This window comes from Pseudomonas baetica, from assembly GCF_019733355.1.
Lineage (GTDB): Bacteria > Pseudomonadota > Gammaproteobacteria > Pseudomonadales > Pseudomonadaceae > Aquipseudomonas > Aquipseudomonas baetica_A.
Map to the genome: position 1 here is coordinate 216,932 of NZ_JAIHLQ010000016.1, position 13,599 is coordinate 230,530.

Sequence of the window (13,599 nt, forward strand, 5' to 3'; positions counted from 1 at the left end):
CCTTGAGCGGTTGATTGCTCTGCGTGCGGCGCCTCACTTCGAAATTATGTTTTAACCAGATAGTTACCTATCTATATACTGCCCGCCTCATTTCGACGGGACATTCAACGTGAAGCAGAGTCAACGCCTCTCGGGCGTATCAACATTCATTCTGGTAGGGCTGGGCGTGATCATTGCCCTCCTCGGTCTGGCACTCGCCGTTGGCGGCGTGAAATTGGTCAGTCTGGGAGGTTCCTGGTACTTCCTGGTGGGTGGGCTGGTGATGGCGGCCTCCGGTCTGCTGATTGCTCGCTTCAAACCGGCCGGTGCCTGGTTGTTCGCAGCGTTTCTGGTGGGGACAGCGATCTGGGCAGTAAACGATGCCGGCCTGGTGTTCTGGCCAGTGTTCTCGCGCCTGTTCATGTTCAGCGCAGTGGGCCTGGTCGTCACGCTGGTCTATCCAGTATTGAAACGTGCCAATGGCAGCGTTCCGGGGCGCGGTGCTTATGCCGTTGCTGGGGTACTGGCGGTCGGTCTGGCCTTGGCCGCCGGCAACATGTTCGTCGCGCACCCGACGGTTGCGGCTACGGGCACCGGCCCGGGCATCACGCCGGTTGATCCGCAAAAAGCCCAGAAAGACTGGGCTCACTACGGCAATACTGAAGGCGGCAGCCGCTTTGCTGCACTGGATCAGATCAACCGCAACAACGTCGACAAGTTGCAAGTGGCGTGGACCTATCACACCGCAGACGTCGCCGAAAGCGACGGTAACGGCGCCGAAGACCAGCTCACTCCACTGCAAATCGGCAACAAGGTGTTTATCTGCACCCCGCACAACAATCTGATTGCGCTGGATGCCGACACCGGCAAGGAACTCTGGAAGAACGCCATCAACGCCCAGTCAAAAGTCTGGCAACGTTGCCGTGGCATGGCCTATTTCGACGCGACTGCAGCAGTTGCCGAGTCGGGTAGCTCACCCGTTGCCGTGGGCCAGCCAGCGCCAGTTGCCAACTGCCAGCGCCGCTTGCTGACCAACACCATCGACGCTCGCCTGATCGCGGTGGATGCCGACACCGGCGAGTTCTGCCAGGGTTTTGGCAACAATGGTCAAGTGGATCTCAAGGCCGGTCTGGGCGATGTCCCGGACAGCTACTATCAGTTGTCTTCCGCACCGTTGATGGCAGGCACTACCGTGGTGGTTGGCGGTCGCGTGGCTGACAACGTGCAAGCCGACATGCCGGGCGGCGTGATTCGTGGTTTTGATGTGATCACCGGCGCCATGCGTTGGGCTTTCGACCCGGGCAACCCGCAGGATAAAAAGGCGCCGGCAGACGGCAACACCTATGTGCGCAGCACGCCGAACAGTTGGGCGCCAATGTCTTACGACGCGGCCACCAACACGGTCTTCCTGCCCATGGGCAGTTCCTCCACCGACATCTATGGTGTCGAACGCAGCAAGCTGGATCACACCTACGGCGCTTCGATCCTGGCCCTGGACGCCAACAATGGCGAGGAAAAGTGGGTCTTCCAGACGGTCCACAACGACCTCTGGGATTTCGATTTGCCGATGCAGCCGAGCCTGATCGACTTCACCAAGGACGGCAAAACCGTACCGGCGCTGGTCATCGGTACCAAGGCCGGGCAGATCTACGTGCTGGATCGCGCCACTGGCAAGCCGCTGACCAACGTTGAGGAAGTGCCGGTCAAGGCAGCGAACATCCCTAACGAGCCTTACTCGCCTACCCAGCCAAAATCGGTCGGCATGCCGCAGATTGGTGCCCAGCACCTGACCGAGTCGGACATGTGGGGGGCCACGCCTTACGACCAACTGTTGTGCCGTATCGATTTCAAATCGATGCGTTACGACGGTTTGTACACCGCGCCAGGCACCGACAAATCCCTGAGCTTCCCGGGCTCGCTGGGTGGCATGAACTGGGGCAGCATCTCCACTGATCCGGTACATGGTTTCATCTTCGTGAACGACATGCGCCTGGGTCTGTGGATTCAGATGATCCCTTCACAGAACAAGGGGCAGGCCACTTCCGGTGGCGAAGCGCTGAACACCGGCATGGGCGCCGTACCGCTCAAGGGCACGCCTTACGCGGTGAACAAGAACCGCTTCCTGTCGGTCGCCGGCATTCCTTGCCAGGCGCCGCCGTTCGGCACGCTGACAGCCATCGACATGAAGACCCAAAAAATCGCCTGGCAAGTACCCGTGGGTACCGTTGAAGACACCGGACCTTTGGGTATTCGCATGCACTTGCCAATCAAGGTCGGTCTGCCGACGCTCGGCGGCACCCTGTCGACTCAAGGAGGCTTGATCTTTATTGCCGGCACTCAGGACTTCTACCTGCGTGCCTTCAACAGCGCCAACGGTGAGGAAATCTGGAAATCCCGCCTGCCGGTCGGCAGCCAGGGCGGCCCGATGACTTATGTGTCGCCAAAAACCGGCAAACAGTACATCGTCATCACCGCAGGTGGCGCTCGTCAGTCGACCGATCGTGGCGACTACGTAATGGCTTACGCGTTGCCGTAAGGCACTGCACTCACCCGCACTCTTGCAGAGCCGGGCTGACTGTCATGCGCGGTGCCCAAGGGCACCGCGCTGCATTTCTATATTGATCAAGGCTACAGCAGGAAAATCCAGCGATTGCGGGCTGCTCGTTTCACTTGTTGCGATCTGATCAAAGGCCATATCCGTCTGGCCAATTCGCCTGCCCTCCCCCGCAAAGCTGACACAGGCCGTGCACTTGAACTTAAATGGGCACCCGCACGGCAGACGACGGCGTTAAGGTGGGTTAAATAATTTTAATGTTCGGCTTGATCGCAGATCACTAGGGTATGCCTGCACTGGGTGTCGACATTACGTCGCAATGGCCGAAAACAGATTCCAATGGAGGAAAATATGAGTTGCGCGTTGGTCATAGAGGACGACAAGGTGACGGCGGAAGTCATCATCGCTGAACTCCAACGCCACGGGTTCAGTTCAAAATGGGCCGCTACCGGACGGGACGGACTGGCCTCGGCGATTGCCGGTGGTTTTGACGCCATTACCCTGGATCGCATGCTTCCCGACTTCGATGGACTGACGATTGTCAGCACATTGCGCAGCCTTGGGATTCAGACGCCGGTGCTGATGATCAGTGCACTTTCCGACGTCGATGAGCGCGTTCAGGGTCTGCGAGCGGGCGGCGACGATTATCTGACCAAACCCTTTTCCGCTACCGAGATGGTTGCGCGACTTGACGCATTGCTTCGGCGCACTCATGCCGACGCCAGCCATCCGCAACTCAGTTGTGGAAACCTGCGACTGGACCTGGTCGAGCACAAACTGACTCGAAATGGCGAACCCATCGTGCTGCTGCCCACCGAGTTCAAACTGCTCAACTACCTGATGCGTAGCGCCGGCCAGTTGGTCACCCGCACGATGCTGTTCGAAGAGGTTTGGGGGTATCGATTCGACCCGGGCACCAACATTATCGATGTGCACATTGGTCGGCTGCGCAAAAAGCTTGAAGGCGATGAAGGGACGCCCGTCATTCATACGATACGCGGTGCGGGTTATGTCCTTGCTGCCAAAAACTGAGGAATGGCGCTCGTCAGGTAGTCGTTTGATCGGGTTCTATGCCCTGTTTTTCGTGGCCTGGGGTGCGCTCTTTACAGGCGTGTTGTACTGGGAAATCTCCCACTACCTGGGAACCGTTGCAGAGCGAACATTACTGCAACGCGCCCACTACTATCAAAAGATCGATGACGAAAAACTGGTGAATGAACTGGCGGCCAGTGAAGCCTTTTCAACCCCCGGAATCGATGCCTACGGATTGTTCACCGCCGATGGGCAGCACGTTGCCGGAGACCTGCTCAAACTGCGTTCCAGCCTGCCCGATGATGGCAAGGTTCATTATCTGGAACGTGGGCTGAGCATTGCGCTACCCAATAAAGAAACCCGCAGCAGTTATGCCCTGTTAGCACGACGCCCCGACGGGCACATGCTTATCCTGGCGCGTGACGGTGGTTCGATTTCTGCCGTGGGCGGGATTATCGAACAGGCCTTGATGTGGGGTTTTTCGTTGACGCTGATTCCCGGATTAATCGGCTGGCGCTTATTGCGGCGCCGGCCATTGCGGCGTGTCAAACGCCTTCAGTTGTGTACGGAAAGTATCGTTTCAGGCAACCTCGCAGAGCGCTTACCCCTCTCCGCTCGCCGTGATGAACTGGACATGCTGGCCAATGCCGTCAATACAATGCTCGACCATATCGAGCAATTGATGCATGAAGTCAAAAGTGTCTGCGACGGGGTTGCCCATGATTTGCGCACGCCACTGACACGTCTGCGCGCCAGGCTTTATCAGCTCCAGCAACTGCCACTCGATCTTGATCACCAGCAGACATTGAACCAGGCCCTTGAAGAAAGTGAATCGATCATGGTGCGCTTTCAGGGGTTGCTTCGGGTCGCCGAACTCGACGATATCCGCCGACGCTCGGCATTTGCGCCGTTTCCGATCATGGCGCTGTTGCAACAGGCACATGAGTTTTATGAGCCTATGGCGCTGGACCGTTCGCAAACACTGTCCCTGCAGATCACCAGTGACTTGCCCAAATTGTATGGGGACTCATCGCTGCTGTTTGAGGCGCTGGTCAACTTGCTGGATAACGCCATCAAGTTTACGCCGCAGGGCGGGCATATCACGTTGCGCGGCAGCATCGAGGATTCAACGGTTGTCATTGAAGTGGCCGACGACGGGGCCGGGATACCCGAGGCGGACCGTTCGCACGTCATTCGCAGGCTCTATCGAGGGGAGGCAAGCAGAATGCAGCCCGGACATGGCCTCGGTTTATCGTTGGTCGCGGCCATCGTCAAATTGCACGGCTATTCGCTGGATATTCAGCCTGCTGCGATGGGGCGTGGCACCCGCGTACTGATTCATTGCCCGATGGCCCCCGCCTGAATGTCAGGCTATCCGCACCGGAACATTAAATTAAACTTAACCCGGCTTAATTTGAGCGCCCCATGCTCGGGGGCTAGCGTGGCGGCACTTTCTGCTGACCCAAGGCTTCTTGCTTGTGAAATGCCTGTTGTTCCGATGTGTGTTCACCCTGCTCTGCGCAACATCGCTTGTTGTGTTGGCCCACCCTGCTCTGGCTGACAACAACACCCGAGGCGCCATGATCCCTGCTGCACCGAAGCTCGGTGCCAAAGCCTGGATACTCATCGACGGAGCAACGGGTGCCGTTATCACCAGTCACAACAGCGATTTGCGCCTGCCGCCGGCCAGCCTGACCAAAATGATGACGGCATTTGTCACCACGCGCGAAATCAAGGCCGGGCGTATCAAAGCGGATGGCATGGTCACTGTCAGCGAAAATGCCTGGCGTACCGGCGGTTCGCGCATGTTTCTTGACCCAGGCAGTTCCGTTTCGGTTCACGATTTGCTCAGCGGCGTGATCATCGATTCGGGTAACGACGCCAGCGTGGCGCTCGCCGAACATGTCGCCGGAAGCGAAGGCGTTTTCGTCGGCATGATGAACTCAACGGCTACGGCCTTGGGGATGCGCAACACACACTTCATGAACTCCACCGGCCTGCCTCAGCCAGACCATTACTCATCGGCCCGGGACATGGCGATATTGGCGCGGGCGATCATCAACGAAGGGGCTGACACCTATGCTCTGTACGCCAAAAAACATTTCACCTGGAATGGCATACGGCAAGCCAACCGCAACCTTCTATTGTGGCGAGACGACAGCTTCGACGGACTGAAGACTGGCCATACCGAAGCGGCTGGCTATTGCATGGTGGCCTCGTCGCGTCGAGACGGGCGGCGTTTGATCAGCGTGATCTTTGGCGCAACCAGCACGCAGAAACGAACGGCAGAAACTGAAAAACTCATGGGTTACGCCTTTCGTTTCTATGACACCCAAACCTACAAAAAAGCCGGGGAAGTACTCAAAACGGCTGCGCTCTGGAAAGGCGAGAAACGATCGATCGCTCTGGGCTTACTCGACGACATGACCATCACCCTGCCCAAGAACAGACATCGAAAAATAGAGACACGCATCGAGATTGATGGGGCGCTACAAGCGCCTATCGCCCTGGGCACCGTCGTCGGGAAACTGGAGCTGTACGATGCCGGGCAACTACTGGGGAGTCGTCCGTTGATCGCACTTGAGGACGCTGAAGCAGGCAGTTGGTGGAAACGCTGGTGGGATACGACGCACCTGTTCTTTACCCAGATGATTCGCGGCTGGTTCGATGACACTCAAACGGCCTGAGGGGCGCGGATTCCAGCGGACCGTACGGCCCGTGACGTGGGTGTTCTGTCGTTTGGATGAAGGATTGGTGTTAAATAGGCGCCAGTCTTAACCTTGTCGCGTAAAGCCGTGCAGCGAGAACCGATATGAATGCCCCTTCCAAGATAAATGACGCTCAACTGCAAATGGCGGTGACCGCATGATCGAAGTCACCGAAGTTTCCATTGCCCAACTGCGTGCTGCGCTGGAATCCGGCCAGACCACATCGGTTGAACTGGTGCAGGCCTATCTCGCCCGCATCGATGCCTACGACGGCGCCGACACCCCGACAGCGCTGAACGCCGTTGTCGTGCGCAATCGCGAAGCCCTCAACGAAGCACTGGCCAGCGACGCCCGACGCGCCAAGGGCGAAACGCTGAGCCCGCTCGACGGCATTCCTTACACCGCCAAGGACAGTTATCTGGTCAAAGGCCTGACTGCAGCGTCTGGCAGCCCGGCGTTTGCCGATCTGGTCGCTTATCGCGATGCGTTCACCATTGAGCGCCTGCGCGGTGCCGGAGCGATTTGCCTGGGCAAGACCAACATGCCGCCGATGGCCAATGGCGGGATGCAACGTGGTGTCTACGGCCGTGCCGAAAGCCCTTATAACGCTGACTACCTGACTGCGCCGTTCGCCTCGGGTTCGTCCAATGGTGCCGGCACCGCCACGGCCGCGAGTTTCGCCGCGTTCGGTCTGGCCGAAGAAACCTGGTCGAGCGGTCGCGGCCCAGCGTCGAACAATGGCTTGTGTGCCTATACGCCGTCGCGCGGAGTGATCTCGGTGCGCGGCAATTGGCCGTTGACCCCGACCATGGACGTCGTCGTGCCGTACGCCCGCACCATGGCTGATCTGCTGGAAGTGCTCGACATCATCGTCGCCGAAGACCCCGACACCCGTGGCGATCTGTGGCGCCTGCAACCGTGGGTGCCGATCCCGAGCGTCAGTTCCGTGCGCCCCGCCGCTTACGCCGAACTGGCTGCCGACAGCGCCGCGCTGGCCGGCAAGCGTTTCGCCGTACCGCGTATGTTCATCAACGCCGACCCTGATGCAGGCACCAGCGAAGCGCCGGGCATCGGTGGCCCGACCGGCCAGCGCATCAACACCCGTGATTCGGTGATCGACCTGTGGAAACAGGCGCGGCAGGCCCTCGAAGCGGCCGGTGCCGAAGTCATCGAAACCGATTTCCCGCTGGTCTCCAACTGCGAAGGTGACCGTCCCGGTGCGCCGACCGTGTTCACCCGTGGTCTGGTGTCGAAAGAGTTTCTTCATCATGAACTGTGGGATCTGAGCGCCTGGGCGTTCGACGATTTTCTGCAAGCCAACGGCGACCCGAAACTCAATCGTCTGGTCGAAGTTGATGGGCCGAAAATCTTCCCTCACGACCCGGGCACCCTGCCCAACCGTGAGGGCGACCTGGCCGCTGGCATGGACGAATACGTGCGCATGGCCGAACGCGGCATCACATCGTGGAACGAAATCCCGACCGTGCCCGATGGCCTGCGCGGCCTCGAACAGACCCGGCGCATCGACCTTGAAGACTGGATGGATAAACTGGGCCTCGACGCCGTGCTGTTTCCGACCGTTGCTGACGTCGGTCCGGCGGACTCGGACATCAATCCAGAATCGGCCGACATCGCCTGGAGCAATGGCGTCTGGGTCGCCAACGGCAACCTCGCGATCCGTCACCTGGGCGTGCCGACAGTCACCGTGCCCATGGGCGTGATGGCGGATATCGGCATGCCGGTCGGGCTGACCTTCGCCGGCCGTGCCTACGACGATTCGAGCCTGCTGCATCTCGCGGCTGCGTTTGAGTCGACAGGCAGCAAACGGATGATCCCGCCACGCACGCCACCGTTGTCGTAACGCGATCGAAACTGTGGGAGCGGGCTTGTTCGCTCCCACAGTGGATTGGCGCGCTGGCAACTTTCATCAACACAGCACATTGACTCAATCCCCCCGCTAATATTCCCTTGATCATCAGTGCCACATTCTTTAATGCGGGCCACCGATCATGATCAATCCCACATGCTCGCGTCTTACCTTGTTATTGCTGCTGTGCGGGCTGACCGAAACGGCTGTCGCGAGCGGTTTTATCGACGATGCCAAATCCGAAGTGCTCAGCCGCAACTTCTACCTGAGCAACGACTACCGCTCACCCTCGCCCACCGGAAAAAATTACAAACAGGAATGGGCACAAGGGTTTATCGGCACCTTCTCATCCGGTTTCACAGCCGGGACCGTCGGGTTTGGTATCGATGCGCATGCCTTTACCGGCCTGAAACTGGACGGTGGTAAAGGCCATTCCGGTACTGGGTTGTTGCCGGTCGATAGCGACGGCCGCAGCGAAAGCAATTATTCCAGCGCCGGCGCCGCCCTCAAGTTGAAAGCCTCACGCACCACGCTCGCATTCGGCGAAATGACCGTGCAAACCCCAGTGTTCGATACCTCCGACAAACGTCTGCAACCGGAATACGCCACGGGTTTTCTGCTCAACAGCCGGGAAATCGACAACGTTAACTTCCAGGCCGGGCATTTCACGGCGTTCAAGAATCAGGACAGTTCTTCCGGCAAAGGCGATTTTTACGGCTACGGCGCCAACACCGAGGCTGGCGGGATCAGCTTTCTCGGCGCCGACCTGTTCAGCGACAGTCCTATCGGAGGCGCGCTGTACGCGTCTGAACTGACGGACACCTGGCATCAGTACTACGCCAACCTGCACTTCAAGCAATCAGGCGTGCTGCTCGACGCCAATCTTTATCACACCCGAGACACAGGCCGGGCACTGGCCGGGGCAATCGACAACACGGCGTTCAGCTTGTCGGGCAAATACGCCTTGGGCCCACACGCAGTGATGCTCGGCTGGCAACAGATCAATGGCAATACACCCTTCGATTTCGTCGGCGGCGACTCGATCTACCTCGCCAACTCAATCAAATACGCCGATTTCAATGGTGCCGGCGAACGTTCCTGGCAAGCGCGCTACGACCTCGACCTCGGCGCCTTCGGGATTCCAGGCCTGAAGTTCATGACGCGCTACGTGACCGGCAGCCACATCGACGGCACCCGTGCGCCCAAGGGCGGCGCGTATAACCCGTTCGATGCCGACAGCGGTGAATACCAGCCGCAGCAAGGTGACGGGGGCAAGCATTGGGAGCGCGATATTGATCTGAAGTACATCGTCCAGTCGGGCGCTGCGAAGGATTTGTCGGTGCAGGTATCGCATGTTTCGCACCGGGCCAATGAGGCCCAGGCCGGGGATGATATTGATCGGATTTATGTGGTGATCCAGTACCCGCTCGGCTACTGACACAACACGACCATCCTGCCTGAAATGCAATCAACCTGCGGGAGCCAGCCTGCCAGCGATTTGGCCAGCACCGCCAACTCTTTCATTGACTGAGCCACCGTTATCGGCAGCAGGCTGGCACCCACGAGTTTGAGTCATGGGTCTGTGCACGCAGCACGGCCATCACCGCCAGCCAAATGCCACTACCTCCCTTATCCTGCGCACCCGCAAAAAACGCCAAGCCAGGAAGGCATTGATTGACCTCCCTGTCTGCCGTCATTCAATTCGCAGATTCAGGGATGTGCATGTTCCAGTTATTCAAACTCGGCTGGGCTCGGCATTGTTTTCACCTCCGCCGAGGCACGAGAGAAATTCAATCTGCCGATGAGCCTTGAACCCGGCAAGGCCTATTACATCGGTGAATTTCGCTCGTTCTGCCTGACTGCCGGTTTCTGCGCGTTCCGCTGGAGCGACCAGAACGCTCGCGACGCAGTGGTCGCTCAGCGTAAGGCATCGCGATCGTCAGAGTGCTGCATGATCGGATGGAAGCGCAGCGCAATCTCTGGCAACGTCTCGGATGTCGCAGGCTGCGATCTTTTGCTTTTGGCAAACTGGCGGAAGGCAGCCGGAGTCGAACCTGCCCGGGAACGGATGCCGTCCCCAACCGGGTTTGAAGCCCGGCCGCGCCACCGGGCGCGATTGCCTTCCTTGAACTCATTGTGCGTCGGCGTGGGCTAGCGTGTTGTCGGGGCGGATCTGGCGGGATTCGCCGAGGCGTCGGGTCAGGCCGACGCGGTCGAAATATTCGAGGTACTGAATACAGCGTTTGCGTCCCAAGCCTAGCGCATCGCGGAAGCTTGTCACCTGGATCTGCGGATTTTCCTTGGCGAGTTTGAGTAGCACGTCGACCATTTGGCGCAGTTTCACGTCACTCAAAAACAGGTCGCGCACGACTTGATGCATCAGCCCGAGCCGCGCCAGTTTGCGCAGCAGCAGGCGTACCACGGCGTCGTCCTGCCCCAGCGCTTTCGCCACGTCACGCACCCACGGCGGATCGAAACCGGCCTGTTCGAACAACGGCTGCAACCCTAGCCAGTGCCTTTCGTCCTCGGCATTCAAGCGCACCTGATGATCCGGCAGGTGCAGCCATGGCCCGCTCGCCTGAATCGAGCCGGCGGTCAGCAACTCATCCAGCAAACTGACAAACGTCGAACGCTCCAGCGCCAGACCACTGAAGCGCCGCAAGCGATCGCGATCGGGGCCCATCTGATCGGGTTCCAGCTCATGGAACTGCGCGAGTTGTTCCAGCAGGGTGAATTCCAGTTGCGCCCAGCGCTGCACGTTGAACAGTACCGAGCCTTGGCGGGTGTCGATCAGGCGTACGTTTTCCGCTAATGCCCAGGTTGAGCGCGGGCGATTGAATTGGCGCTCCAGCCGCAGCGGGTCGAGGCCGCCAGCGCTGTAGTTGAGCAGCACAGGCAAGACCTGTTCGAACTCGTCCCCCGAGACCAAGGCGCGCAGTTGCGCCAGACGTTCGGGGCTACGACGTTGTCGCGCCGGGGCGAACGGGTCGAGGACCTGGCCGCCACCGAGGGTACGTTGCGCGCTCTGGTCACGCAGAATCAGTCGATCACCTTTCACCGCGTGCACCGGCGCATTGATCAGCAGTTGCGCGAACATGCGCTCACCGGGACTCAAGCGTGGGCCTTCGAGCAAGGCCACCCGGGCGATGACATCCTGCGTGCCGAGGTGCACGTGCACCGGGTGAAAGTGTTCGAAAGTGCGTTCCCCGGGCAGCAGTTGAAAGTCGATGTCGAGCCGTTGCGTCGGCGCGTGCAGCCATTCGCTCAGCAGCCACTGGCCGCGATGGATCTGCGCCAGTTCGAGGCGTTCGCCGGTGAGGTTCAACGCCACTCGCTGGCCGGCAAAGGCCTGTTCGGCAGGTTGATTCTGCGCATGCAGGCCGCGCACTCGCACCGATTTGCCCAAAGGCCCGAGGCTGAGTTTGTCGCCGACAGCCACCGCGCCCGACAATGCCGTCCCGGTCACCACAATCCCCGCACCCGCCACGCTGAAGGCGCGGTCGATGGCCAAGCGAAAACCACCCTCACGGCTGCGTTCATGCACTTCGCTCTGCGTCTGCAGCAAAACCTCGCGCAATCCATCAATGCCCTGCCCGCTCTGACTCGACACGGTCAGGATCGGCGCCTCGGCAAACGGCCCCGGGGCGAGCAGATCCAGCACCTGCCGCTGAACCTCCTCCACCCTGCCCGCTTCGACCCGGTCGCATTTGGTGATCGCCACCAGCGCGCGCGGGATGCCGAGCAATTCGACTATCGCCAGATGCTCGCGGGTCTGCGGCATCACGCCGTCGTCCGCCGCGACCACCAACAACACCAGATCGATACCTTGGGCGCCGGCGAGCATGTTGTGGGTGAATTTCTCATGGCCGGGCACATCGATAAACCCGGTCAGCCCCGCGCCGGGTTCGAGTTCGGCGTAGAGATAGCCTAGGTCGATGGTCATCCCGCGTTCGCGTTCCTGCGGGCGGCGGTCGCCGGTTTGCCCGGTCAGCGCTTGCAGCAGCGAGGTCTTGCCGTGGTCGATGTGCCCCGCCGTGACGACGATCACGGGTCGACCTGCAGGTGCGGCAATTGCGTAAGCCACGCCTGTTCGTCGTCGAGTTGCCGTAGATCCAGCCACAGCGCGTCGTCGTCGATGCGACCGAGCACCGGGATCGGCAACGCGCGCAGCGCCGCTTCCAGATTCAACAGGCAACGCCCGCGCAAACGCTTCGACACTTGCGGGCGACAACACAGCGCCGCGCTCGGCAAACGCGCCACCGGTTGGCTGCCGCTGCCGATCATGCCCAAGGCCTGCACGGCGCTGACCTGCCACGGTTCGCCCAAGACCTCAGCCATCATCGGTTGCAAACGTTCAGCCTGAGCGAAAATCTCCGCTTGCGGCCGAGTCAGCAGGCGCAAACTCGGCAGGCGTTCGGGCAATCGATCCGGATCGCGATACAAACCCAGCACCGCTTCCAGCGCCGCCAAGGTCAATTTGTCCACCCGCAATGCGCGTTTGAGCGGGTTCTTCTTGATCTTCGCGATCAGTTCTTTGCGCCCGACGATCAACCCGGCCTGCGGGCCGCCAAGCAATTTATCGCCGCTGAAGGTGACAATATCCGCGCCGTCCAGCAGCGCCTGGCGCACCGTCGGTTCGGCCGGCAAGCCCCACCGCGTCAGGTCCAGCAGACTGCCGCTGCCCAGATCCTCCAGCAGCGGCAAACCATGCCGATGGGCCAACTCAGCCAGTTCAGCGGTCGGTACGCGCGCAGTAAATCCTTCGATGCTGTAATTGCTCGCGTGCACACGCATGATCAAACCGCTGCGCGGGTTGATCGCCGCTTCATAGTCGCGGGCATGGGTGCGATTGGTCGTGCCGACTTCGTGCAGACGCACGCCGGCGCGGGCCATGATGTCGGGGATGCGGAAGGCGCCGCCGATTTCGATCAGCTCGCCACGGGAAATGATGCCTTCCTTGCGCGCGCCGAGGCTGTTGAGGGTCAGCAGCACCGCAGCGGCATTGTTGTTGACCACGGTGACGGCTTCGGCACCGGTCAGTTCGCGGATCAGGCCTTCGATCAGATCGTCACGGTCGCCGCGTTTGCCGCTGGCCAGATCGAATTCCAGATTGAGCGGGTATCGCGCGGCCATTTGTACGGCGTCAATGGCTTCCTCCGGCAACAGCGCCCGCCCCAGATTGGTGTGCAACACCGTGCCGGTGAGGTTGAACACCCGTCGAACCTGGCTGCGCTGTTGCTGGGCCAAGCGTTCACCCACGCGACCGGCAAGCACTTCGGGGCTGATTTCAATCGCAGACAACTGCCCGTTCAGCACGCTCGAACGCAGCTCATCGAGCAACTGCCGCAAACAGGTCAACAACGCCTCACGCCCATAACGTTGGGCCAGCGGCAGGCACGCCGGGTGACGCAACACACCATCAACGGAAGGTAAACGCAGGGCACCGCTGGCAGGCATCA

Annotated in this window: 8 protein-coding genes and 1 tRNA gene; 6 read left to right on the forward strand and 3 right to left on the reverse strand. The window is 60.1% G+C overall.

Annotated features, from left to right (window positions below):
* The first annotated feature begins 109 nt into the window (after positions 1-109).
* From K5E40_RS16670 to K5E40_RS16695, 6 genes are all read left to right on the forward strand, one after another.
* Complete coding sequence (locus K5E40_RS16670; RefSeq protein ID WP_221731773.1) at positions 110-2,515, forward strand: glucose/quinate/shikimate family membrane-bound PQQ-dependent dehydrogenase; 2,406 nt, start codon at positions 110-112, stop codon at positions 2,513-2,515.
* Between the two features lie 369 nt (positions 2,516-2,884).
* A complete protein-coding gene (locus K5E40_RS16675) occupies positions 2,885-3,565 on the forward strand; it encodes a response regulator transcription factor (RefSeq protein ID WP_221731774.1) in 681 nt (226 codons plus the stop codon).
* A complete protein-coding gene (locus K5E40_RS16680) occupies positions 3,543-4,928 on the forward strand; it encodes a HAMP domain-containing sensor histidine kinase (protein ID WP_221731775.1) in 1,386 nt (461 codons plus the stop codon). The genes K5E40_RS16675 and K5E40_RS16680 overlap by 23 nt, the downstream gene beginning before the upstream one ends.
* 217 nt (positions 4,929-5,145) lie before the next feature.
* Complete coding sequence (locus K5E40_RS16685) at positions 5,146-6,252, forward strand: D-alanyl-D-alanine carboxypeptidase family protein (RefSeq protein WP_221731776.1); 1,107 nt, start codon at positions 5,146-5,148, stop codon at positions 6,250-6,252.
* A gap of 178 nt (positions 6,253-6,430) precedes the next feature.
* A complete protein-coding gene (locus tag K5E40_RS16690; RefSeq protein ID WP_221731777.1) occupies positions 6,431-8,134 on the forward strand; it encodes an amidase in 1,704 nt (567 codons plus the stop codon).
* A 148-nt stretch (positions 8,135-8,282) separates the two neighbouring features.
* Positions 8,283-9,578 carry an OprD family porin gene (locus K5E40_RS16695; RefSeq protein WP_221731778.1) on the forward strand — a complete coding sequence of 432 codons (1,296 nt, stop codon included), beginning with the start codon at positions 8,283-8,285 and terminating at the stop codon, positions 9,576-9,578.
* Positions 9,579-10,169: 591 nt separating this feature from the next.
* On the opposite strand, the gene K5E40_RS16700 is transcribed toward K5E40_RS16695, so the two are convergent.
* The 3 genes from K5E40_RS16700 to selA form a co-directional block, all read right to left on the reverse strand.
* Positions 10,170-10,265, reverse strand: a tRNA-Sec gene (locus tag K5E40_RS16700).
* A 6-nt stretch (positions 10,266-10,271) separates the two neighbouring features.
* Complete coding sequence (gene selB / locus K5E40_RS16705) at positions 10,272-12,188, reverse strand: selenocysteine-specific translation elongation factor (protein ID WP_221731819.1); 1,917 nt, start codon at positions 12,186-12,188, stop codon at positions 10,272-10,274.
* The gene (selA, locus tag K5E40_RS16710) at positions 12,185-13,597 is read right to left on the reverse strand and encodes an L-seryl-tRNA(Sec) selenium transferase (protein ID WP_221731779.1); all 1,413 of its coding nucleotides are present in this window, start codon (positions 13,595-13,597) and stop codon (positions 12,185-12,187) included. The genes selB and selA overlap by 4 nt, the downstream gene beginning before the upstream one ends.
* Positions 13,598-13,599: the final 2 nt, after the last annotated feature.